This is a genomic window from Micromonospora gifhornensis (assembly GCF_016863515.1).
Lineage (GTDB): Bacteria > Actinomycetota > Actinomycetes > Mycobacteriales > Micromonosporaceae > Micromonospora > Micromonospora gifhornensis.
The window spans coordinates 1-21888 of sequence record NZ_BOPA01000052.1 but is presented as its reverse complement, the minus strand read 5'-3'; the positions used below and the strand labels follow the sequence as shown (position 1 = coordinate 21888).

Here is a 21888-nt window from a genome sequence, read left to right as displayed (position 1 = left end):
ACGCGGCCGGGGCGGGCGACCAGCCCCGGCCGGGTCGGCGCGGCCCGCCGGGGCTCAGCCTGGCAGCGGCCCGACGGCCTCGCGCGCGGGCGGGCCGGCCGGGGCGTCGGTCGGTGTGGCGAAGGCCCGCAGGAACGTGTCCACCCCGGCGGTCACCGCGCGTTCCAGGTCGTCCGGATTGATCGGGCGGGTGCCGAGCGCGGTCATCGCGGGCAGCTCGTCGGTAAGCAGGGCGACGAATTGGCGGGCGGCGCGGATCGGGTCCTCGATCGTCAGGTAGCCGGCGTTGGCCAGCCGTGCGAGCCGGCCCGCGAGCGCCTCGGTGGCCTGGTTCGGCCCGCTGTCGAGCACGACGTCGAACAGGTCGGGAAAGCGCGCGATCTCTGCGTGCAGCAGCCGGCGCAGCGCCGAGGACTGCTCGTCGACGAAGCATTCGGCCAGCCGCAGGCCGACGGTGTTGAGGTGGTCGCGCAGCTCGTGGGGGTCGGTGGGGAACGTCTGGAGAGCTGCGAGGGTCTTGGCGTTCGACCGCGCGGCGATCTCGGCGAGGACGTGCCGGAACAGGTTCTCCTTGCCGCCCAGGTGGTTGTAGATGGTCGGCTTCGCCACCCCGGCCTCGGCCGCGATGGTGTCCAGGCTGGCCTGGCCGTAGCCCTCGCGGGCGAACACGCGCAGGGCCGCGGCGATGATCGCCTGCCGCTTGTCCAACCTGCCGCGCGGTGCGTTTCGGGTGTCGCGCTCAGTCATTCGGCCATGTTACCGTGCAGTGCGCCGAACTGAACTGATCAGTTCAATCTATCGAACCGGCCCGACAAAAACCGGAGACGGCCATGACCCAATCCCCATCCGACCGCATCGACGGCCCACTGCTTCGCCTGCTCGGCGTCATGGTCCTCGGCGGGGTGATGTCCTACTTCGACGCCACGATCATCAACGTGAGCGTCGAGACGCTGACCGCCCACTTCGACGCCACACTGGGCACGATCTCGTGGGTCGCCACCGGTTACCTGCTCGCCGTGGCCGTCGCCATCCCGCTCGCCGGGTGGGCGGTGGCCCGCTTCGGCGCGCGCCGCGTGTGGCTGGCCGCGCTGACCCTCTTCCTGGTTGCCTCGGCGCTGTGCGCCCTGGCCTGGGACGTGGGCAGCCTGATCGCCTTCCGCGTGTTCCAGGGCTTCGCCGGCGGCCTGCTCGAACCCATCATGCTCACCGTGGTCGCCACGGCGGCCGGCCCGAGCCGGATGGGCCGCGCGATGGGCCTGATCTCCATCCCGATCACCCTGGGACCGGTGCTCGGCCCGATCATCGGCGGTCTGATCCTGCAGAACCTGACCTGGCAGTGGATCTTCCTGGTCAACGTGCCGATCGCGCTGCTGGCCATCGCCCTGGCGCTGCTGATCATGCGCGACGACCGGCCCGAGCCGGGCGCCGCGCCGCCGCTGGACCTGATCGGTGTCGCCCTGCTCTCCCCCGGCTTCGCCGCCCTGATCTACGCGCTGTCGCAGGCCGGCACGGCCGGGTTCGGCGCCACCCGGGTCATCGTCGGGCTCGCCGTGGGGGTGGTGCTGGTCGCCGCGTACGTGGCGCACGCGCTGCGTTCCGCACAGCCGCTCATCGACCTGCGCCTGTTCCGCAGCAGCGGCTTCACCTCCAGCGTGCTCACCATGTTCCTGCTCGGCGGCATGCTGTTCTCGCTGCTGTTCCTGCTGCCGCTGTTCTACCAGCAGGTGCGCGGGCAGGGCGTGCTCGCCGCCGGACTGCTGCTCGTACCGCTCGGGCTGGGCACGATGGTCGGCATGCCGGTGGCCGGCAAGCTCGCCGACACCTTCGGCCCCCGCCGGCTGGTACCGACCGGCGCCCTGCTGATCGCGCTCAGCGCCCTCGTCTACACCCAGGCCGGACCGGACACCTCGCAGGTCCTGCTCACCGCCGCCCAACTCGTGACCGGCTTCGGCCTCGGCCTCGTCGGCGCACCGACGATGGGCTCCGTCTACCGCACCGTCGCGCCCGAGGCGGTGGGCGGCGCGACCGGCACCCTGTTCATCCTCAACCAGATCGGCGCGTCGCTGGGCGTGGCGGTGGTCGCGCTCATCGTGCAGAGCGGCCTCACCGACGGCCGGACGCCCGCCGACTCCTTCGACCAAGCCTTCTGGTGGACCGTCGCCGGTGGCGTGATCGTCGCACTGGCCAGCAGGTTCCTGCCCGGACGCCCGCAGCCCGTCACCCCCACACCGGCCGATGCGGAGACCGCCGCGGCCTGACCCCCAAACCCGGGGCCGGTCGGCGCCCCCGAGTCGACCGGCCCCGTACCCACCCAGAGAGGCCCCGATGACCGACACACCGCCCGTATCCGTCCTCGACGTCGTTCCGGTCTGGAGCGGCTCCACGGCGACGCGCGCCCTGCGCGACTCCGTGCAGCTCGCCGTCGAGGTCGAGCGGCTCGGTTACACCCGCTACTGGGTGGCCGAGCACCACAACACCCCGTGCCTGGCCACCGCCACGCCTCCCGTCCTGGTCGGCGCCCTGCTGGCGGCCACCTCGACGCTGCGGGTGGGCTCCGGCGGGGTCCTGCTGCCCAACCACCCCCCGCTGGTGGTCGCCGAGCAGTTCGGCACCCTCGCCGCGCTGTACCCGGGCCGCGTCGACCTCGGGGTCGGTCGCGCCCCCGGCACCGACGCCGCCACGGCCCGTGCCCTGCGCCGGGCACCCGACGGCGCCGACCAGTTCCCGACGGAGCTCGCCGAGCTGATCGACCACTTCGGCCCGGCACCGCGTCCCCGGCAGATCACCGCCGTGGCCGCTGCCGAGTCCGAGGTACCGGTCTGGATCCTGGGCTCCAGCCCCGGCAGCGCCCGCCTGGCCGGCTCGCTCGGGCTGCCGTACGCGTTCGCCCACCAGATCAACCCGACCCTCACCGCCACCGCGCTGCAGCTCTACCGGAAGTCGTTCCGCCCCTCGGCACACCTCGCCGATCCGCACGCGATCCTGTCGGCCGTGGTCGTGGTCGGCGAGAACGACGAGCACGCCGAGCGGCTGATCGCGCCGTACCTGCTCGGTCAGATCGGGCACCGCACCGTCGGTCGACTGGACCCCTTTCCGAACGCGGCGCAGGCTCAGCAGCACTCGTACACCGACGCCGAACGGGCCTTCGTCGCCGAGCGGATCACCAGCCAGATAGTGGGCGGCCCCGAAACGGTGCGCGAGCGGGTCCAGCGGTTGCACGCGGAGACCGGCGCGAACGAGCTGATGGCGCTGACCATCCTGCCCGAGCTGGAGGACCGCGTGCGCTCTTACGCCCTGCTGGCCGACGCCGTCCGGGCCAGCATCGCCGTGTATGCGCGCGACCTGCGGGTTTAGGCCAGCTTTAGGCGCGGCACCCACAGTGGCGGCGCACCACCGGACAGCCCTGAGGAGATTCCCGACGTGCGCACGACAACCCGCTCGACAGCCATTCTGCTGCTCCTGGTCGCCGCCACCGCGGCCTGCGGCACCTCCGCGGCCCAGACCGGCGACGCCCAGCCCACCACGGGCGGCGCCCTGACCTTCGCCACCGCCGTGGAACCGGACTGCCTCGACCCCGCGGTCAGCGCACGGGACGTCACCGGCGTCATCAACCGCAACATCTTCGACTCGCTCGTGCGGCAGGCCCCGGACGGGAGCTTCCACCCCTGGCTGGCCGAGCGGTGGGAGACGGCGCCGGACGGGCGGGCCTACACCTTCCACCTGCGATCGGGAGTACGGTTCCACGACGGCACCACCCTCGACGCCGCGGCGGTGAAGGCCACCCTGGACCACGCCGTCGATCCCGCCACCGAGTCCCGCTTCGCGGCGGGCCTGCTGGCCGCCTACCGCAGCGCCGAGGTCACCGACGCGTCCACCGTCACCGTCCGGCTGAGCCGTCCGGACGCCGCACTGCTCCAGACGCTGAGCACCCCCTACCTGGGCATCCAGTCCCCCCGGTCACTGCGGGAGAACAAGGACGGGCTCTGCGAACAGCCGATCGGTTCCGGGCCGTTCCGCTTCGTCCGGTGGGAGAAGAAGGTCGGCATCGACCTGAGCCGCTACCCCGACTACGCCTGGTCGCCCAGCGGGGCAACCCACCAGGGACCGGCCCGCCTGGACACGCTACGGATCACGTTCGTGGCAGAGGACAGCGTCCGGCTCGGGTCGCTGACCAGCGGTCAGGTGCAGGTCTCCGACGTGCCGGCGAGCAAGGCGCGCACGGTGCAGGGCAGCGCCCACCTGCTCAAGACCGAGGTCCCCGGGGCCCCGTACACCATCTTCCTCAACTCCTCCCGCGACGCGATCCTGGCCGACATCCGGGTCCGCCAGGCCCTGCGTCGGGCGGTGGACCTCGACCAGCTCGTCAAGAGCATCTACTTCGGGCAGAACCAGCGCGCGTGGAGCCCACTGACCCCGGCCACCCCGCTGTACGACGACTCGACCCGGGACGCGTTCACCTTCGACCAGGCCGAGGCGAACCGCCTGCTGGACGAGGCGGGGTGGACCCAGCGCGACAGCGCCGGTTACCGACTCAAGGACGGCCGTCGGCTCACCCTGCGCTGGCCGCACACCGCCGCGATGGAACGCGACCAACGGAACCTGATCGGGCAGGGCCTGCAGTCGCAGGCCAAGCAGGTGGGTATCGAGATCCAGTACACGCTGGTCGACCAGGGCACGATCGGCGACCTGATCGGCAAGCGGGCGCTGGACCTGTTCGACGTCAGCTTCACCCGCTCCGACCCGGACATCTTGCGCTACTTCTTCGGCACGAAGTCGACGCTCGCCGAGGGCGGCGGCAACATCTTCGGCCTCGACATCCCCGAGCTGGACAAGCTGCTCACCGACGGCGTGAGCACCCTCGACCCGGCACAGCGCCAGCGCATCTACAGCGACGCGCAGCGGTACGTGGTCGAGAACGCCGTCTCCCTGCCGGTCTACGTGCCCACCAGCCTGCTCGGGGTGGCCCGCCACGTACACGGCGTCGAATTCGGCGCGAACGCCACCCCGCTGTTCGCCGGCGCATGGATCGCCGGATGAGTCCTGCCCTCCGGTGGCTGGCGCGCAAGCTGGCCCTGGCCGTCCTGGTCGTCCTCGGGGCCGCGACCGTGGCGTTCGCGGCGCTGCACCTCGCACCGGGCGACCCGGTCCGCGCGGTGATCGGCACGCTGGCCCCGAGCGACGACCTGGTGGCCCAGGTCCGCGCCGACCTCGACCTCGACAAGCCGCTGGCCACCCAGTACGCGCACATGCTGGGTGGCCTCGCGCGCGGCGACCTGGGTGAGTCCTACCAGCTGCGCCGCCCGGTCGTCGAGGTGATCGTGGCGGACCTCGGCTGGACCGTCCAGCTCGCGGTCGCCTCCCTGCTGCTCGCGCTGGTGGTGTCGACGGCACTCGCGGTCGCCACCGCCGGCCGGCGGCCCACCCTGCGCCGGGTCAGCATCCTGCTGGAACTCGTGACCGCCTCCAGCCCGACATTCTGGGTGGGCACCATCCTGCTCGCGGTGCTGTCGTTCCAGCTACACCTCTTCCCCGCCGCCGGCGCCGGCGGTCTGGAAGGGCTCGTGCTGCCGGCCGTCACGCAGGCGATCGGGTTGGTCGGCATCTTCACCCAGGTGCTGCGGCAGAGCATGGAGCAGGCCCTCGACGAGCCCTTCGCGCTCAGCGCGCGGGCCCGAGGCACCACCGAGACGGCCCTGCGGCTGCGGCACGCCGCGCGGCACGCCCTCATCCCGGTGCTCACCCTGTCCGGTTGGATCCTGGGGGCGCTGCTCAGCGGCGCGGTCGTGGTGGAGACGCTGTTCAGCCGGCCGGGCCTCGGGCGCACGCTGGTCACCGCCATCCTCGGCCGCGACCTGCCGGTGGTGATCGGCGTGGTGGTGGTCGCCGCCGCGCTGTTCACCGTGATCAACCTGGTCGTCGACCTGCTGTACCGCGTCGTCGACCCCCGGCTGCGGGAGTGGGCGGCATGACGACCGTCCTCACCCCGGTCACCGCGCCGGTGGCCCGTGCCCGTCCCGCCCTGGTGCTGGCCTGGGTCGGGCTCGGGTTGCTCGCCCTGGCCGCCGCCTGGCCCGCGCTGCTCGCCACCGCCGCGCCGGACACGGTCGACCCCGCCTCGGCGCTCGCGCCGATCAGCCCGCACCACCCGTTCGGCACCGACCAGCTCGGGCGTGACGTCTACAGCCGGGTGGTGTACGGCACCCGCATGTCGCTGCTCATCGGGCTCGGCGCGACCACGCTGGCCGTGACCGTGGGCGCGCTGCTCGGGGTGCTGGCCGCCGCCGCCGGGCGAGCCGTCGACGAACTGTTCATGCGGATCACCGACATCCTGTTGGCGTTCCCGGGACTGCTGCTGGCGCTGCTGGTGATCGCCGTGCTCGGTCCGGGCGCGGTGAACACCACCATCGCCCTGGCCTGCGCCGCCGTACCCGGCTACGTGCGCCTGGCCCGGGGGCAGGCGCTGGTGGTCCGCCGGTCGGGCTACGTGTCGGCGGCGGTGGTGATGGGCCGGTCCCGGGTCGGGATCTTCTTCGGTCACGTGCTGCCGAACGCGCTGCCGCCGGTGCTCGCCTTCGCGGCGGTGGACGTCGGTACGGCGCTGATGGCCAGCGCCTCGCTGAGCTTCCTCGGCCTGGGCGCGCAGCCACCCGCTCCGGAGTGGGGCTCGATGCTCGCCGAGGGACGGGACTACCTGGACAGCGCCTGGGGGCTGACGGTGTTTCCCGGCCTGGTGGTCACCGCCGCGGTGATCGCCTGCTACGTCGTCGGCGCCGACCTGCGCGCCCGGTTCGAGGGACGGGGCACCGGTGGACGATGAGGTCGTGTCCGTCGCCGGGCTGCACGTGACGTACCGCGTCGGCCGCGCCGAGGTGTTCGCCGTGCGCGGGGTGGACTTCCACCTGCGCGCTGGGGAGTGCCTGGCCATCGTAGGTGAATCCGGGTCGGGCAAGAGCACGGTGGCTCGCGCGTTGGTCGGCCTCACCGGACCCGGCGCACGGCTGCGCAGCGACCGGCTCGTGGTGTCCGGCCAGGAACTCAGCAGGCTGGGCGACCGCGAGTGGCGGCGGATACGCGGCGCCCAGGTGGGGCTGGTGTTGCAGGACGCGCTCACCGCGCTGGATCCACTGCGTACCGTCGGCGCCGAGGTCGCCGAGGCGGCGCGCAACCACGGTCTGGTCCGTCGGGGTGAGGTGGCGCGACGGGTCCACCGACTGCTCACCGACGTCCAGGTGCCGCAGCCCGAGCTGCGTGCCCGGCAGTACCCGCAGCAGCTCTCCGGTGGTCTGCGCCAACGCGCGCTGATCGCCGCCGCGATGGCCGCGGATCCGCCGGTGCTGGTGGCCGACGAGCCCACCACCGCGCTGGACGTCACCCTGCAGGCCAAGCTGCTCGACCTGCTGGCGGCACGCAAGGCAGCCGGTACCGCCGTGCTGCTGATCAGTCACGACCTGTCCGTGGTGGCCCTGCTCGCCGACCGGGTCGCGGTGATGCGCGACGGAGAGTTCGTGGAGACCGGCTGCACGGCCGACGTGCTGCGCGCGCCGGAGCACCCGTACACCCGGCAGTTGCTCGCGGCCACGCCCTCCGCGCACGCCCGCGGCGCCCGACTGGCCGGGCCGCGCAGCACACCGGCGCGAACCCGTACGCCGCGTCCGTCCGGTGTCCTGGCGCGGGTCCGGGAGGTCTCCAAGACGTTCCGCGGGCCGGGCGGGGCACGGCTCGCGGCCGTGTCGGAGGTGTCGTTCTCACTTTCGGCCGGTGAGATCCTCGGCGTGGTCGGCGAGTCGGGCTCGGGCAAGAGCACCCTCGCGCATCTGCTGCTCGGGCTCCTCGAACCGGACACCGGCACCATCGAGCTGTTCGGGCAGCCCTGGTCGGGGGTGCCGGAGGCGCGGCGGCAGCGGGGCCGCGTGCAGTGGGTGCAGCAGGACCCGCTCGGCTCGTTCGACCCGCGCTACCGGGTGGGACGGCTGATCGCCGAGGCGGGGGTCGACCGGGCCCGGGTCCGCGAGCTGCTCGACCAGGTCGGTCTCGACCCGGCCATGGCCGACCGGCACCCGCGCACATTGTCCGGCGGGCAGCGGCAGCGGGTCGCCATCGCCCGCGCGCTCGCCCGCGACCCGGAGGTCATCGTGTGCGACGAACCGGTCTCCGCGCTGGACGTCTCGGTGCAGGCACAGATCCTGGACCTCTTCGCCGACATCCGCGCCGACCTGGGTACCGCGCTGGTGCTGATCAGCCACGACCTCGCGGTGGTGCACCACGTGGCGGACCGGGTCCTGGTGATGCGGGCCGGGACGGTCGTGGAGAGCGGGCCGGTGACCGAGGTCTTCGCCCGGCCGACGCACCCCTACACCGCGCAGCTCATCGCCGCCCTCCCCCGGCCGGGGGACGCCTACGCCGCCCACCCCGAAGGAGTCGCATGATCGAGATCCCGTCTGCGGCGACCGCGTCGCCGCAGTATCCGCAGCGGCGCGCCTGCCCCTATCGCCCGGCAGGGGGTTACGAGCGGCCGGTGACCCGCGTACGGCTGTACGACGGCCGGCCGGCGTGGCTGGTCACCGGCCACGAGACGGCACGGCAGGTGCTGCTGGACGCCGCGACCTTCTCCTCAGACCGGCAGCACCCCGCGTTCCCGGCGCTCGCCGCGCGGTTCGAGGCCGCCCGCGCGGTCCGCAACTTCATCGGGATGGACCCGCCCGAGCACACGGCGCAGCGGCGCATGCTCATCTCCGGTTTCACCGCCAAGCGGGTGGCCACACTCCGGCCGGCCATCACCGAGATCGTGGACTCCCTCCTCGACGAGGTGGTTCGGCGCGGGCCCGGAGTGGACCTCGTTGCGACCTTCACGCTCCCGGTGCCGTCGGTCGTGATCTGCCGCCTGCTCGGCGTCCCGTACGCCGACCACGAGTTCTTCGAGCACCAGTCCCGGCGCATCGCGGCGGGCACCTCGACGGCCGCCGAGAGCGCGGACGCCTTCGGCCAGCTGAAGCGCTATCTGCTCGGTCTGATCGAAACGAAGGGCAGAGGCGGCGAGGACATGCTCGACGTGCTCGTCGACGAGCAGGTGGCCACCGGCACGGTCACGACCCCTGACCTGGTCGACCTGGCACTGTTGCTGCTCGTGGCGGGGCACGACACCACGGCCAGCACGTTGGCGCTCGGAGTGGCTCTCCTGCTGGAGCAGGACGCCGGCGCCGTCGCCGCCGACCCGACGCGGGTCGGCGCGGTGGTGGAGGAGATCCTGCGGCACACCGCCGTGGCCGACGGCGTGGCCCGCTTCGCCACCCGCGACACCGAGGTGGCCGGCGTCCGGATCGCCGCCGGCGACGCGGTGGTGGTCGCTCTCTCGGCGGCCAACCGGGACCCGGGCCCGTTCCCCGACCCGGACCGCTTCGACCCTCGTCGTGGCGGTCGCCAGCACGTGACCTTCGGGCACGGCCCCCACCAGTGCATCGGTGCGAACCTGGCCCGCGCCGAGTTGGAGATCGCCCTGTCCCGTCTGTTCACGCGGCTGCCGACGCTGGCGCTCGCGGTGCCCGTCGAGGAGCTGGGCGGCAAGGAGGCGGGGGGTGTGCAGGGTGTCCAACGCCTTCCGGTCACCTGGTGACCCGGTCCACGTCAACGTCGACGCGGCACGGTGCGTCGGCGCCGGGCAGTGCGTGCGGACCGACCCGACGGTCTTCGGCCAGTCCGACGAGGGCACCGTCCGGCTGTTGCGCGGCAGCCTCCCCGGCTCCCTGCGGTCCGTGGTGACCGAGGCGGCGGCGCTGTGCCCGGCCCAGGCGATCACCGTGACCGGCACGGCCGATCCGCCCCACTGATCAGCGCATTCCCGGTCGCCCCGTGCCGTCCGGGGGCGCGCTGGTCACCGCGCGGTGCAGCGCCGCCGCGAACCGGTCGACGACCTCGCAGAGCGCGTCGGCGGCAGCCGGCGCGACGACAAGTGTGCCGTCGTCGCCGACGACCAGGTCGGTGTCGAGGGTGAACCAGCCGGGCAGGACGTGCCCCGCGCCCATCGCGGTCAGGACGGGACGCAGCGCGTAGTCGATGGCCAGCACATGGGCCCTGCTGCCACCGGTGGCCAGCGGCAGCACCGTCTTGCCCGCCAGGGCGTACTGCGGCAGCAGGTCGAACAGGCACTTCAACAGGCCGGAGTAGGCGGCCTTGTAGATCGGTGTGCCGATCACCAGCCCGTCGGCCTCCGCGACCAGCGCCGCCACGCCGGTGATCGCCGGGTGGCGTGGGTCGGCGCCGACCAGCACGTGCGCGGGCAGGGTCCGCACGTCCAGCGGGATCACCTCGTGCCCGTCGGCGACCAACTGCCGGTCGAGGTGACGAAGCAGGCCAGCGGTACGCGAGGTCGCCGACGGGCTGCCGGAGACGGAGAGCACGGTGGGCATGCCAGACCTCTCGTGATTGCCGGTTCCTGCGATCCTCGCCCAGCCGGCGTGAGCGCACATCCGAGAAACCACGTACGTCCGCGTGCTTGGTGTCGCTTTACCGGGGTGAGCCACGATGACGCCCATGGGGCGGACAGCGCGGGCGGGCACGCAACGATCGACCGGTTACCTGGACCGGACGCCGGATCCGGCGGACCGGGTGCGGCTGTTCTGTTTCCACCACGCCGGCGCCGCAGCGTCCACCTTCGCCGGCTGGGCGGAGGCGTTGCAGCCACGGGTCGCGGTTTACCCGGTGCAGCTGCCCGGCCGGGAGAACCGCGTGCGGGAGGCGCCCATCACCGATTTCGGCCGTCTGCTCGACGCCGTCGTGGACGCTGTCGAGCCGTCACTGGAACGTCCGTACGCTCTCTATGGGCACAGCATGGGTGCGGCCCTGGCCGCCGCGGTGGCCCGACGGCAGGTCGAGCGGGGACGACCGCCGGTGGCGTTGTTCGTCGGCGGCTACCCGGACCCGCGCTGCGGGCCACCGCTCGCGGTGTCGGCGCTGTCCGACGACGAGGTCGCCGACCTGCTGGTGCGCATCGGGGGCATGTCCGAGGTGGTACGCCGGTATCCCGCGTGGGTGCGGACGGCGGTCCGGCTGCTGCGCGGCGACCTCGCGGCCCTGCACTCCCAGCCTCCGACCGGGCCCGATCCGGTGCCGGTGCCGGTGCGCGCCTATGTCGGCGACTCCGATCCGCTGGTGGGGCGCGCCGACGCGGTCGGGTGGGCGGCGTACACCTCGTCGTCGTTCCGGCTGCGGGTGCTGCCCGGCGGTCACCTGTTCCACCTCCGGTCGGGCGATCGGCTCCGGGCGGACATCGCGGCCTGCCTGGGCGAGCTGACCTCGCTGCCGGGCGGCAGGCCCGACGGTGGGGCGTCAGTCGATGTCGAGGACCGCCTTGCCGGCCACGCGGCGGCCGAGCAGCGCCTCGATCGCGTCGTCGACGCGCTTCCAGGAGTCCCGCCAGCCGACCGGTAGGGAGATGTCCCCGGCGGCCACGAAGGCCAGGAGGGTAGCCAGGTCGGCTCCGGGGCGGGAGGTGTCACCGAAGGACTGCAGACGCCGGGGTTCGCCCAATGCGAAGGTCGAGTTGGGCGCGAAGACGGCCGCCGCACCCGACGCCCAGCCGATGCTCTGGCAGATCCCGCCCGGCTTGAGCAGCGACCACGCGCGGGTGAGGTGGTCACCACCGACTGTCTCCACCACCACGTCGACCGGCTCGCGGACGTCGTCCAGTCCGACCACCACCTCGGCTGCGCCCAGGTCGCGCAGCCCCTCCCCCCGCGCCGGCGAGCCGACCGACGCCACCACCGTGGCTCCGCCGAGGCGGGCGAGTTGGACCGCCAGCCGTCCGACGCCTCCGGACGCGCCGGTGACCAGCACCCGACGGCCCAGCAGTGGGCCGGCGCCTCGCAGGGTCCGCAGGGCGGTGAGGCCCACCATCGGCAGGGCCGCCGTGGCGGCGAGATCGAGCCCGTCGGGGATCCGCGCCACGCTGTCGACGTCGAAGACGGCACGTTCGGCCCACGTTCCCGGACCGAAGGCGACCACCCGGTCGCCGACGGCCGGACCGCTGCCGTCCTCGGCGGCTCGCACGACGTAACCCGCGGCGTCGTAACCGAGCACCGTGCCGGCGGGCATCCCGGCACGGAAGCGGGCCTCGCCGAAGTTCACCGAGGACTGTCTCACCTCGACGAGCAACTGGCCGGGCGTCGGGACCGGCTCGGGCACCTCGGCCAAGCGGTGTCCCTCGGCGGTGTCGGGGGCGGCGATCAGGGCTTGCACGGTACGACCTCCAGAAACACGATCCGGACCAGCGGCCCGGTTGTCCCCGCTACCGTAAGTCCGACTCGTCCAATTTTCTGGGGAAATGCCATGACGACTGAACGCGCCGACGCGGCCCGCAACCGGGCGATGATCCTGCGCGCCACCGAGGATCTATTGACGTACCGCGAAGCTATGCCGATCTCCGTCGACTCGATCGCCGCCCGGGCGGGCGTCGGCAAAGGCACCGTCTTCCGCCGCTTCGGCAGCCGGTCCGGCCTGTTCCGGGAACTCCTCGCCGAACGCGCGACGCGAATCGGAGAGCAGATCAGCCACGGTCCACCACCGCTGGGGCCCGGAGCACCGCCCGGGGACCGGCTCCTGGCCTTCCTCGACGCACTGGCCGACCTCGCCGCGACCAACGCGACCCTCCTCGCCGCCCACGCAATGGCCTGCGCCGCCGGACGGCACGACGACCCCACCTACCGACGCTGGCACGAACACCTGCGCCAGCTCGTCGGGCAACTCCGCCCGGACCTCGACGCCGGATACGTCGCCCACGTCCTGCTCGGGGCATTCGACGCCGAACTGGTCCGCCGAACCATCGCCGACGGCGGCGTCGACCGGCTCCGCGCAGCCGTAAGGGCACTCGCACGGTGCCTGCTGCCACCCGGGCCCGAGCGATCATGCCGCCCGGGCCCGTAACGAGTGGTTGTGGCCCACGCCCGCCCGGTCCGACCTGCTCGACAATCCGCTCGGCAAGATCAGTGAACGGGGCTTGACCGGCTTTTGCGAACCTGTGGGCCGACGCCCGCGATCTCTACCAACTGCCCACCTTTCGAGGTCATCGGAGCCGGCACGCCCCCTGATAGAAGGCTCGCCGGTTCAGCGACGCGCTGCCGCCCGACTCGACGTCACGATCTCCCGCAACCCGCGCAGAAGCCGGTCGACGTGCGCGACGGTCGTACCGATGCCGATGCTGGCCCGGATCGCGTACCTGTCGGTCGGGCAGCCGAGCCGCTCGGCCGCGTCGGTCAGCAGTTTCCGGGCGAGCGGGTGGGCGCAGAACAACCCGTCGCGCACGCCGATACCGTGATCAGCGGCGAGCCGGTGGGCGACCTCCGTTGCTCGCTGCTCGGCGACGGCGAAGCTGACGATGCCGACCCGGTCGTGACCGACGTCGAACGTCCGCAGCTCTGCCACCCCGGGCAAGGCCGCGAGCCCGTCGCGCAACCGCTTCAGCAGATCCTGTTCGTGCGCCAGCACGGCCGGCGAGGCAGCGAGCGTGGCGCAGGCGGCGGCGAGCGCGACCGCGCCCAGCAAATTCGGTGTGCCGGCCTCATGCCGAGCGGGACCAACATGCCACTGCACCTCGGCCGCCTCGTCACCGACGTGCCTGGTGGCCCCGCCGCCGGCGAGATACGGGGCGGCGGCGTCGAGCCAGTCGGCCCGGCCGGCCAACACTCCTGCGCCGAACGGCGCGTACAGCTTGTGCCCGGACAGCGCCAGGTAGTCGATGCCGGCGTCGGTCATGGAGACCGGACGGTGCGGGGCCAACTGGGCGGCGTCGACGGCGATCCGCGCGCGGTGCCGGTGCGCGATCTCGGCGAGTTCGGCTATCGGCCAGACCTCTCCGGTGACGTTGGACGCGCCGGTGACCGCTACCAGCACGGGGCCGGCGCTGCGCAGGTCGGCCAGTGCGCGGGTGAGCCCGGACACCACCGCCGGCAGGTCCGCGGGCACCGGCAGGCAGTGCACCCGCGGCCAGGGCAAGAGGTTCGCATGGTGCTCGCCCGCCCAGGTCACCACGGTGGTGTGGGATGGCAGTGCCCGGGCGAGCAGGTTCATCGCGTCGGTGGTGTTCCGGGTGAAGATCACGTGGTCGTCGGGCCGGATGTCGAGGAAATCCGCCACGGTCTGGCGGGACTGCTCGTACGCCAGTGTGCAGCGACGTGACGCCGCGCCGGCACCCCGATGCACACTGGCGTACCAGGGCAGGAGTTCATTGACCGCATCGGCGGCGGCAGCGAGGCACGGTGCGGTAGCGGCGTAGTCGAGGTTGGCGTACGTGACGGTGGTGCCGTCGGAGAGACGGACAGGCAGATCCGCGCCGAGCACCACAGGAGCGATCGTGGGCACACTGGTCCTTCATGACGGTGGACCCGCACGGGTCCGCGCTTGCCTCTCCGGCGGACGCCGGCGGCCTGGTCCTCACCCGGAGGCACCCCACCGCGGACGCACGAGGGTTGCCGGCCAGCAGGCCGGGGCCTTGACGCTGACACTCATGACCGCCGCCGATATTGCCATACGGACCGGCCTTGCCGCCAGTACGCTTCGCGCACTATCCGACCCGGTGCAGGTACAGATAGCTGCCGCGCGCCGCAGGGCAGTGATACGCCACTCCGGCGTGCACATCTGCCTGGCGCGCACATCGAACGTGACCATAGTCGAGTGTCCCTTGTTCCCACTGACGTCACATGGATGGTTGTTATCGCCGTGTCGGTCCAGGCGGTCACGACGACATTGCCATCTCATCGTGGATAGCGGGCGCTCGGCGCCCCGGTCGATCGAGACCAGCGTGCCGTCGAGGATCGCATACGCCAGTCGAGCGGCCCGCGGTGCCAGGTTATGCCTGTACAGAACGGCATGTGCCGCACTTTGCGGTAGCAATGGAAAGCCACTGGCAGGAACGCAGGCGGCTCGGCGCACTGTCCTACTTCGTCATCCGAGACGAGCCGGACGCCCCTTCTTCGGCGGCAGCATTCCTTGTTGTCGACGTGGCGGAACATCTGGTCATCTTCATTCTGGTGCCCGTGTTCGTTGGCGCGATGATCGGCATCCTGGTCGCTGGGCTTCCGAACAGGTGGCACGTTCTTGCGTCTATCGTGACGCCGGCCGCGACCTCGACGGCCGGCGGGGCGTTGGTTGTCGCCACAACCTTCACCAACCAGGTTTCGGCATTTCCCTGACCGATAATCGCCCGTCATCTCATTCTCGCGCTGCGCATCAGCCGCCTCACCAGCCTCGGCTTCACCCTGGACGACGTCGCTCGGATGCTCGAGTCGGAGGAGCGCGGCCAGGAGTCCCCACACGGGCTACACGCGCCGGAGAACGAGCGCCTCTCTCGCCGACCGGGCGGCCACCACGCTCAGGGGGTCTTCGCCACCCGCCCTGACACGCTCCTCGGCATCGACAACAGCTGGGCGGGACAGCCAAAGGCCGACGTGCTCCATGACTACGAAACAGCGTGGGTACGTAGCCGGCCGTCCCGCCCTGTGATCTCCGCTTGCCCATTACCTACTTTCACTATAGGAAAAGTGGGTGACCACCACAGTCTCCGCGTCACCCACCGCGGAAACCTCGATCGGTGCATCGACGGCCGCCCGGAGGGCTCTGGCACCCCGTGGCGGGCGCCGCCGTCGGATCCTGCTTCGGCTCCTCGCCCTCGTCGTGCTCTACGGGCTCTGGGAAGTCGCCGCCCGGACCACCGGCAATCCGACCTTCATCCCCTCACCCGGCGCCGTGTGGCACCAACTGGTCCAGACGTCGACCACCCACGACGGCGTCCGCGGCTACAGCGGGCATCTGCTCATCGAACACCTCGGCGTCAGCCTGCGGCGCATCCTGATCGGCTCCATGATCGGCATCGCCGGTGGGGTGCTCCTCGGTGTCGTGATGGGAACTGTCAGCGGGTTCCGGGTAGTGATCGAACCGGTCGTCACCTTCGTCCGCGCCCTTCCGCCGCTTGCCTACTTCAGCCTCTTCATCATCTGGTTCGGCATCGACGAGACGCCCAAGCTCTGGTTGCTCTCCATCGCCGCGTTGCCGCCCGTGGCGGTCGCGACCGCCGCGGCCGTCCACTCCGCACCGACCGGTCTGGTCGAGGCCGCGCGGGCGCTGGGCGCCGGTCGTGTTCACGTGATCCGCGACGTGGTGCTCCCCCACGCGTTACCGGAGATATTCACCGGCATCCGGATCGCGGTGGGGGTCGCGTACTCCTCGGTGGTCGCCGCCGAGACGATCAACGGCGTACCCGGCATCGGTGGCATGGTTCGCGACGCCCAGCGCTACTCCCAGACCGACGTCGTCATTCTCGGCCTCTTCGCCATTGGCCTGTCCGGCCTCATCATCGACGCCCTGCTACGGACCGCCGAAAACCGGCTCATCCCGTGGCGGGGCCAGATCTAGGAGACAACAGATGCGCAAGACACTCGGTCTGCTGGCAGCCGTGTCCCTGCTGTTGAGTGCCTGCGGCGACGGTGCCGCCAGCGGCGGCGATCCGGGCCGCAAGACCATCCGGATCGCCTACCAGGCCTTCCCCAGCGGCGACCTCATCGTGAAGAACCAGAGACTGCTTGAGGATGCGCTACCCGACTACCAGATCACCTGGACCAAGTTCGACTCCGGCGCGAGCATCAACACCGCCTTCGTCGCCGGCAGCGTCGACATCGCGGCGATCGGGTCGAGTCCGGTGGCGCGCGGTCTCTCCGCGCCGCTGAACATTCCGTATCAGGTCGCCTTCGTCCTCGACGTGGCCGGCGACAACGAGGCGTTGGTGGCCCGCAACGGCGCCGGCGTCACCGACATCACCGGCCTGCGCGGCAAGAAGGTGGGGACCCCCTTCGCCTCCACCGCCCACTACAGCCTGCTGGCCGCCCTGGATCGGGCCGGCGTCAAGGAATCAGAGCTCACCATCGTCGACCTGGAGCCCCAGGACATCCTGGCCGCCTGGACCCGGGGCGACCTGGACGCGGCCTACTCCTGGTTGCCATCACTGGATGAGCTCCGCAAGACCGGTACGGTGCTGATCACCAGTCGCGAACTCGCCACCGCCGGCAAGCCCACACTGGACCTCGGCGTCGTCGCCACGGACTTCGTTGAGGCGCACCCTGCCGCAGTCGACGCCTGGCGCAAGGCCCAGTCCCAGGCCCTGAACCTGATCCACGACGACCCCGCCGCGGCAGCGAAGTCGGTCGGCGCCGAACTCAACCTCAGCCCGGAGGAAGCGCAGCGGCAACTCTCGCAGGGTGTCTTCCTCAAGTCCGAGGACCTGGCCAGCCCCGAATGGCTGGGCACCTCCGCGGCCAAGGGCAAACTCGCTGACAATCTCGTCAGCGCCGCACAGTTCCTCAAGGACCAGCAGAAGATCGACGCTGTGCCAGACCTGGCGACCGTACAGGCAGCGATCTATACCGTAGGACTGCCCGATGCCCTCGGCTGAATCCGGCGACACCGCGGCGATCACCGTCACCGACGTCGAGCACAGATACGGCGAAGTCGTCGCCCTCGGTCCCATCGACCTGACAGTGCCGCCGGGCGAGTTCCTCGTCCTGGTCGGCGCGTCCGGGTGCGGCAAGAGCACACTGCTGCGGCTGATCGCCGGCTTCGAGCAGCCCACCACCGGCACGGTCCTGACCGGCGGCGTACCACCGATCCCAGGGCGCAGCGCCGGCCTGGTTTTTCAGCAGCCCCGGCTCTTCCCGTGGAAAACCGTCGGCGGCAACATCGAGTTGGCACTGCGGTACGCCGGGCAGCCCACCGATGGCGTCGACGCGCTCCTCAACCGGGTCGGGCTGCACGACGTGGCAAAGCGCCGCACCTGGCAGATCTCCGGCGGCCAGCAGCAGCGAGTCGCCATCGCCCGGGCCCTCGCCGCCGACCGCCCACTGCTGCTCCTCGACGAACCGTTCGCAGCGCTCGACGCGCTCACCCGCGAGCGCCTCCAGGAAGACCTTCGCTCGGTCAGCACCGCGCCCGGGCGCACCTCGATCTTCGTCACCCACAGTGTGGACGAGGCAGTCTTTCTCGGCAGCCGGGTCGTGGTGCTCAGCCCTCGCCCCGGCCGGATCGTCCTGGACCTGCCCATCCACCTACCTCGCACCGGCATCACCCCGGACGACCTGCGAGGCCTGCCCGACTACGCCGCCCTGCGCGCCGAGATCGGACACGCCGTCCGAAGCGAAGGAGCATCCGCATGACCACGGTTCACACCCAGCTCGACCTCGAACCGCTGGGACCACACTTTGGCGCTCTGGTCCACGGTCTGGACCTGGCCATCGCCAGCGACGAGGAGGTCACGGCGCTGCGCGCCGCGCTGGTCGACCGCAAGGTGCTCTTCCTGCGCGATCAGCGCCTCGACGACGATGGCCAGGTGCGTCTGGGACGCAGAATCGGAGAACTGACAGCATCCCACCCCGTGGTCGGCGGCGTCGATGACGCACACCCCGAGATCTACGCCCTCGACAGCACGGACAACGGCTTCGCCGACGTCTGGCATACCGACGTCACCTTCATGAAGCGACCACCACTCGGCTCGATCCTGCGCGCCGTCATCCTCCCGCCCACCGGAGGCGACACCAACTGGGCCGACGCGCAACTGGCGTACGACTCGCTCAGCGAACCGGTACGTCGACTTGTCGATCAACTCACCGCCATTCACGACGGCACTCGCGAGTTCGGCTACTACCTCGCCCAACGCGGAGGCAACGTGTGGGAGGGCCAACAGGTGTCCCGACTGGATCCGGTCGAACACCCGGTGGTCCGGGTCCATCCCGAGACCGGCCGTCGAGGGATCTTCGTGAATCCGGGTTTCACCTCGCACATCGTCGGCGTATCGGACTTCGAGAGCCGGGCCATCCTGGACCTGCTCTACGCCCACCTCACCAAGCCGGAGCACATCGTGCGGCACCGATGGCGCCCCGGGGACGTGGCGCTCTGGGACAACCGCAGTACCACCCACTACGCCAACCGGGACTACGGATCCGCTCGACGGGTCATGCACCGCATCACCCTGCGCGGCGACATCCCCCGCGGACCGAAGGACTACGTGCACTGCCGATCCGGTAGTGGTTGATCGTTGACGATGTGCCGGTGGTGCGTCGTGGCGAGCGCCTCCCACCAGGCGGGGTCGGGGGCATTCAGCCCCGAAAGCACGGCCGGCCGCACCTCCCGGTCGTAGTACGGCGCGGTCTCCGGGACGCAGCTCGGCATGGCAAGGCCGAGCAGCACCGGCGGTGGGCGCTCCTCGAGCACGAGCGCGGCCACCCGATGCGGTGCGAGCGCGGCGTAGACGTACCGGTCGACGTTGAAGGTCGTGAGAATGATGATCCGCGGTGGCCTCGCCATGCCGTCGACCATTCGGCGAGTTGCCTCGATGCCGTCCATCACGGGCATGCGGATGTCCATGAGCACCACGTCGGGCTCGTTACGGCGGACCACGGCGACCGCCTCCACGCCGTCGGCGGCCTCACCGGCAACCTCTCAGAACCGGTCCCGGGTTCCGAGGAGGACGTTGTGTGCGGCGCGGCGCCATGGCGCGAGCTCGGTATCGATATCGGCCCAGCGCCTGGTGTCAACACAGAGAGCGCCGTCGACAGCAGGCAGGGCCTCGATCAGCCGCATCCGCTGGTCTTCGCCCGGGTGGGAACTCCACAGGTCGGTGGTCCGCCGGCTGAGCTGACGAGCCAGCGGCAGACGAGCAGCCAGGCTTTCCCGGGCTTCAGCAGCCGCCGCCTCCAACTGCTCGCCGTCGATACGCGGCGCCAGGTGCCACAAGTCCTGCCAGATCCGGCCAGCGAGCAGGACCGTCTCGGAGGATCGGAGGAAGGCCGCGCTGCCGGCGACCCGGCGGGCGACCAGATCCGCCCGGTATTCGGCGCGGCGGCTGTCGGGCATCGCCACGCTGTCGACGAGCAACTGCGCGGTCGCGCCAGCGACATTGGCGAGAGCGACGATTCCATGGACGATCATCCCGAGGAGCACAACCGGCCCCGACCCCTGCTCGGCCAGCGAGTCAGCCGCGTGAACGGCACGCCGCCAGGGGTTCCGCCCACCGGTGGCCACTACCGCCCGGGCGCCGAACGTCCTCGCCAGCAGGGTCCTCCGCACCCGAAGCGGATCGCCGTTGGCCAGGTGCCCCAGTTCGTGGGCCAGCAGCGAAACCCGGGCCGGCCGCGGCAGCATCACCCACAGGGGAATCCCGATGACGAGCACCGACCGCTGACGCCAACCCAGCCGCGCGACACCGGCGTTGAGACTCAGATCTGCACAGATCACGTCGGGAACCGGTGTTCCGGCGGCATCAGCGACTTCCCGCACCAGCCAGTGCAACTGCGGGGCCTCGCGCTCAGTGATCACGCCATGCCTGGGCACCCGCCCGAACGACGGCTTGACCAGCAGCAGGACGATCACAGCCGGGATCGCAAGGGCCAGCCTGACCCCCTGCGGCAGGTCGCTGGCCACGACGAGCCAGGCGAGGTAGCCCACCGCCGCCACCCCCAGCAGGGCCAGCAGCACGGAGACCACCGACAGCCAGACCTCCCCCGACGACGTCCCATCCGGGCGGGCCTCCGGGTCGGCCAGCACCTGCTCATGCGTCGCCCGGTCGATCTCCAACCCTCGCCGGAACCCCCACCGACCGATCATCCTGGTGCCGCGCCACGGGGCCAGGGCGGGGTCGTACACGTCCAGGTTCCACTGACAGGCAGGGCACCACGAGGGCGCCCCCGCCTCCAGCAGGACCAGGTCGTGGGCACAGGCCGGACATCTGCTCAGCGTCGTCTTCGTCGGCACGAGGGTGGAGTCTAGATCGAAGTGACAGCAGTGCATGGTCCGGCTCGGGCGCCGCCGGGCGCCATCGGACCGCCTACCTGAGGAAGGCCCGTCACCGAGCCTTTTCCAACCTGATCTTGCAGGTCAGCGCAGGTAGGCCGGGGCTGCTGATCGATGAGGGCGAGGCTCCAGGTAAGACAGCAATCTGTGAGTGTGGTTTGTCAAGGCCACCCGCTACGACTCGCCGTGCGCTACGAAGCCACCCTCACCATCGCCGCCATCAACCAATGGCTCCGCGCCCTACGAAACACGGCCTAGCCCAGTGCGAGGCGAACGCCAAGCGCGACGAAGGCGAACGCGCAGAGTCGGTTGATGCGCCGTGACCAGAGTCCGTCGGTCATTCGATGCGCCAGGCGTCCGACGCCCGCGCCGAGGGTGACGTCAACTGTGAGCTGCACGGCGACGAACAGGGCACCGAGCAGGATGAGCTGGGCGGCGGGGTCGCCGGCAGCTGGATCGACGAACTGGGGCAGAAACGCCACGCTGAACATGATCATCTTCGGGTTGAGCAGGTTGGTTACCAACCCGCGCAGAAATGCCTGGCGAGGCGTTGCGCCGCGCTCGAGGTGGCTGTGGTTGGCGGAGCCGCTGAGGCGTACGGCTCGGATTCCGAGGATGACCAGATACACGGCGCCGGCCCAGCGGATGGCGGTGAACAGCACCGGCGATGCGGTGATCACCGCGGCCAGGCCGCAGACCACCGCCGCGACGTGGATGGTTTCTCCCGCGGCGACGCCGAGTGCAGCGATGACGCCGGATCGGGCGCCGTAGCGGGTGGCATTGGTGAGGACGAACATCATGTCGGGACCGGGTGTGATCATGAGAACGGCGATCACGGCAAGGTAGCCCACGAGGGTCGTTACTGACAGTCCGAGCAAGGCTCAGCCCTCCTCGGCACCGTCAAGCAGAGCGCGGCGTAGCGCGAGTCGGTGTTCGCGGCGGATCTGTGCCTCGCGGTAGCGTCGCCGATCCCCGTCGGTCTCGGGTAGCAACGGCGGGACGGCGCGAGGATGTCCGTCGTCGTCGATCGCCACCATGACCAGGTGGGCGGTGGCCACGTCGGTGGGG

General features: G+C 71.2%; 22 protein-coding genes, 1 pseudogene and 1 riboswitch. Of the genes and pseudogenes, 15 read left to right on the top strand and 8 right to left on the bottom strand.

What is annotated here, in order from left to right; genetic code table 11:
- Nucleotides 1-54: 54 nt before the first annotated feature.
- A complete protein-coding gene (locus Vgi01_RS27570) occupies nt 55-747 on the bottom strand; it encodes a TetR/AcrR family transcriptional regulator (protein WP_204293010.1) in 693 nt (230 codons plus the stop codon).
- Nucleotides 748-830: 83 nt separating this feature from the next.
- On the opposite strand from Vgi01_RS27570, the gene Vgi01_RS27565 reads away from it, so the two are divergent.
- From Vgi01_RS27565 to Vgi01_RS27530, 8 genes are all read left to right on the top strand, one after another.
- On the top strand, nt 831-2258 hold the full coding sequence (locus Vgi01_RS27565; RefSeq protein ID WP_013733049.1) for a DHA2 family efflux MFS transporter permease subunit: 1428 nt from the start codon (nt 831-833) through the stop codon (nt 2256-2258).
- A 67-nt stretch (nt 2259-2325) separates the two neighbouring features.
- Complete coding sequence (locus tag Vgi01_RS27560) at nt 2326-3354, top strand: LLM class flavin-dependent oxidoreductase (RefSeq protein ID WP_204293009.1); 1029 nt, start codon at nt 2326-2328, stop codon at nt 3352-3354.
- 66 nt (nt 3355-3420) lie between these two features.
- Complete coding sequence (locus tag Vgi01_RS27555; protein WP_013733047.1) at nt 3421-5037, top strand: ABC transporter substrate-binding protein; 1617 nt, start codon at nt 3421-3423, stop codon at nt 5035-5037.
- Nucleotides 5034-5969, top strand: coding sequence for an ABC transporter permease (locus Vgi01_RS27550; protein WP_013733046.1), 936 nt, complete (start codon nt 5034-5036; stop codon nt 5967-5969). The genes Vgi01_RS27555 and Vgi01_RS27550 overlap by 4 nt, the downstream gene beginning before the upstream one ends.
- Nucleotides 5966-6817, top strand: coding sequence for an ABC transporter permease (locus Vgi01_RS27545; protein ID WP_233579644.1), 852 nt, complete (start codon nt 5966-5968; stop codon nt 6815-6817). Before Vgi01_RS27550 ends, Vgi01_RS27545 begins: the two co-directional genes overlap by 4 nt.
- Complete coding sequence (locus tag Vgi01_RS27540) at nt 6807-8426, top strand: dipeptide ABC transporter ATP-binding protein (RefSeq protein ID WP_204293008.1); 1620 nt, start codon at nt 6807-6809, stop codon at nt 8424-8426. Before Vgi01_RS27545 ends, Vgi01_RS27540 begins: the two co-directional genes overlap by 11 nt.
- The gene (locus tag Vgi01_RS27535) at nt 8423-9610 is read left to right on the top strand and encodes a cytochrome P450 (RefSeq protein ID WP_204293007.1); all 1188 of its coding nucleotides are present in this window, start codon (nt 8423-8425) and stop codon (nt 9608-9610) included. Before Vgi01_RS27540 ends, Vgi01_RS27535 begins: the two co-directional genes overlap by 4 nt.
- Complete coding sequence (locus Vgi01_RS27530; protein ID WP_126713142.1) at nt 9582-9824, top strand: ferredoxin; 243 nt, start codon at nt 9582-9584, stop codon at nt 9822-9824. Before Vgi01_RS27535 ends, Vgi01_RS27530 begins: the two co-directional genes overlap by 29 nt.
- Here the strand turns inward: Vgi01_RS27530 and ssuE are convergent, their stop codons facing one another.
- The gene (ssuE, locus tag Vgi01_RS27525) at nt 9825-10403 is read right to left on the bottom strand and encodes an NADPH-dependent FMN reductase (RefSeq protein ID WP_013733041.1); all 579 of its coding nucleotides are present in this window, start codon (nt 10401-10403) and stop codon (nt 9825-9827) included.
- Between the two features lie 124 nt (nt 10404-10527).
- Here ssuE and Vgi01_RS27520 point away from each other — a divergent pair, with 124 nt between their 5' ends.
- Nucleotides 10528-11424 carry a thioesterase II family protein gene (locus Vgi01_RS27520; protein ID WP_013733040.1) on the top strand — a complete coding sequence of 299 codons (897 nt, stop codon included), beginning with the start codon at nt 10528-10530 and terminating at the stop codon, nt 11422-11424.
- Here Vgi01_RS27520 and Vgi01_RS27515 read toward each other — a convergent pair.
- Complete coding sequence (locus Vgi01_RS27515) at nt 11323-12231, bottom strand: zinc-binding dehydrogenase (RefSeq protein WP_013733039.1); 909 nt, start codon at nt 12229-12231, stop codon at nt 11323-11325. The two genes, Vgi01_RS27520 and Vgi01_RS27515, sit on opposite strands and share 102 nt — an antisense overlap.
- A gap of 90 nt (nt 12232-12321) precedes the next feature.
- Between Vgi01_RS27515 and Vgi01_RS27510 the strand changes: the two genes are divergently transcribed.
- Nucleotides 12322-12915 carry a TetR/AcrR family transcriptional regulator gene (locus Vgi01_RS27510; protein WP_126713139.1) on the top strand — a complete coding sequence of 198 codons (594 nt, stop codon included), beginning with the start codon at nt 12322-12324 and terminating at the stop codon, nt 12913-12915.
- A gap of 180 nt (nt 12916-13095) precedes the next feature.
- On the opposite strand, the gene Vgi01_RS27505 is transcribed toward Vgi01_RS27510, so the two are convergent.
- A complete protein-coding gene (locus Vgi01_RS27505; protein ID WP_239089188.1) occupies nt 13096-14331 on the bottom strand; it encodes an aminotransferase class V-fold PLP-dependent enzyme in 1236 nt (411 codons plus the stop codon).
- A 48-nt stretch (nt 14332-14379) separates the two neighbouring features.
- Nucleotides 14380-14500, bottom strand: a riboswitch (SAM riboswitch).
- A gap of 358 nt (nt 14501-14858) precedes the next feature.
- Here Vgi01_RS27505 and Vgi01_RS27500 point away from each other — a divergent pair.
- The 5 genes from Vgi01_RS27500 (at nt 14859) to Vgi01_RS27480 (ending at nt 19063) form a co-directional block, all read left to right on the top strand.
- Nucleotides 14859-15179, top strand: a complete 321-nt coding sequence (locus Vgi01_RS27500; protein ID WP_204293005.1) for a hypothetical protein — start codon at nt 14859-14861, stop codon at nt 15177-15179.
- A 352-nt stretch (nt 15180-15531) separates the two neighbouring features.
- On the top strand, nt 15532-16398 hold the full coding sequence (locus Vgi01_RS27495) for an ABC transporter permease (RefSeq protein ID WP_204293004.1): 867 nt from the start codon (nt 15532-15534) through the stop codon (nt 16396-16398).
- A gap of 10 nt (nt 16399-16408) precedes the next feature.
- Entirely contained in the window at nt 16409-17431 is a 1023-nt protein-coding gene (locus tag Vgi01_RS27490; protein WP_204293003.1) for a taurine ABC transporter substrate-binding protein, read from the top strand.
- Nucleotides 17418-18188, top strand: coding sequence for an ABC transporter ATP-binding protein (locus tag Vgi01_RS27485; RefSeq protein ID WP_204293002.1), 771 nt, complete (start codon nt 17418-17420; stop codon nt 18186-18188). The genes Vgi01_RS27490 and Vgi01_RS27485 overlap by 14 nt, the downstream gene beginning before the upstream one ends.
- The gene (locus Vgi01_RS27480; protein WP_204293001.1) at nt 18185-19063 is read left to right on the top strand and encodes a TauD/TfdA dioxygenase family protein; all 879 of its coding nucleotides are present in this window, start codon (nt 18185-18187) and stop codon (nt 19061-19063) included. The genes Vgi01_RS27485 and Vgi01_RS27480 overlap by 4 nt, the downstream gene beginning before the upstream one ends.
- Here Vgi01_RS27480 and Vgi01_RS31530 read toward each other — a convergent pair.
- From Vgi01_RS31530 to Vgi01_RS27460, 4 genes and pseudogenes are all read right to left on the bottom strand, one after another.
- Nucleotides 19033-19404: a response regulator gene (locus tag Vgi01_RS31530; protein ID WP_373307055.1), complete on the bottom strand. Its 372-nt coding sequence runs from the start codon at nt 19402-19404 to the stop codon at nt 19033-19035. The two genes, Vgi01_RS27480 and Vgi01_RS31530, sit on opposite strands and share 31 nt — an antisense overlap.
- A 66-nt stretch (nt 19405-19470) precedes the next feature.
- The gene (locus Vgi01_RS27470) at nt 19471-20604 is read right to left on the bottom strand and encodes a M48 family metallopeptidase (protein ID WP_204292999.1); all 1134 of its coding nucleotides are present in this window, start codon (nt 20602-20604) and stop codon (nt 19471-19473) included.
- Between the two features lie 470 nt (nt 20605-21074).
- The gene (locus Vgi01_RS27465) at nt 21075-21641 is read right to left on the bottom strand and encodes a LysE family translocator (protein WP_275412584.1); all 567 of its coding nucleotides are present in this window, start codon (nt 21639-21641) and stop codon (nt 21075-21077) included.
- 60 nt (nt 21642-21701) lie between these two features.
- Nucleotides 21702-21888 (bottom strand): annotated as a pseudogene (locus tag Vgi01_RS27460) (acyl-CoA thioesterase); the annotation flags it as partial.

Excerpts from the sequence above, each read along its gene's own strand:
- Vgi01_RS27570 (WP_204293010.1), bottom strand. The coding sequence starts at position 747 with ATGACTGAGCGCGACACCCGAAACGCACCGCGCGGCAGGTTGGACAAG.
- Vgi01_RS27565 (WP_013733049.1), top strand. The coding sequence starts at position 831 with ATGACCCAATCCCCATCCGACCGCATCGACGGCCCACTGCTTCGCCTG.
- Vgi01_RS27560 (WP_204293009.1), top strand. The coding sequence starts at position 2,326 with ATGACCGACACACCGCCCGTATCCGTCCTCGACGTCGTTCCGGTCTGG.
- Vgi01_RS27550 (WP_013733046.1), top strand. The coding sequence starts at position 5,034 with ATGAGTCCTGCCCTCCGGTGGCTGGCGCGCAAGCTGGCCCTGGCCGTC.
- Vgi01_RS27545 (WP_233579644.1), top strand. The coding sequence starts at position 5,966 with ATGACGACCGTCCTCACCCCGGTCACCGCGCCGGTGGCCCGTGCCCGT.
- Vgi01_RS27535 (WP_204293007.1), top strand. The coding sequence starts at position 8,423 with ATGATCGAGATCCCGTCTGCGGCGACCGCGTCGCCGCAGTATCCGCAG.
- ssuE (WP_013733041.1), bottom strand. The coding sequence starts at position 10,403 with ATGCCCACCGTGCTCTCCGTCTCCGGCAGCCCGTCGGCGACCTCGCGT.
- Vgi01_RS27520 (WP_013733040.1), top strand. The coding sequence starts at position 10,528 with ATGGGGCGGACAGCGCGGGCGGGCACGCAACGATCGACCGGTTACCTG.
- Vgi01_RS27510 (WP_126713139.1), top strand. The coding sequence starts at position 12,322 with ATGACGACTGAACGCGCCGACGCGGCCCGCAACCGGGCGATGATCCTG.
- Vgi01_RS27490 (WP_204293003.1), top strand. The coding sequence starts at position 16,409 with ATGCGCAAGACACTCGGTCTGCTGGCAGCCGTGTCCCTGCTGTTGAGT.
- Vgi01_RS27485 (WP_204293002.1), top strand. The coding sequence starts at position 17,418 with ATGCCCTCGGCTGAATCCGGCGACACCGCGGCGATCACCGTCACCGAC.
- Vgi01_RS27480 (WP_204293001.1), top strand. The coding sequence starts at position 18,185 with ATGACCACGGTTCACACCCAGCTCGACCTCGAACCGCTGGGACCACAC.
- Vgi01_RS27465 (WP_275412584.1), bottom strand. The coding sequence starts at position 21,641 with ATGATCACACCCGGTCCCGACATGATGTTCGTCCTCACCAATGCCACC.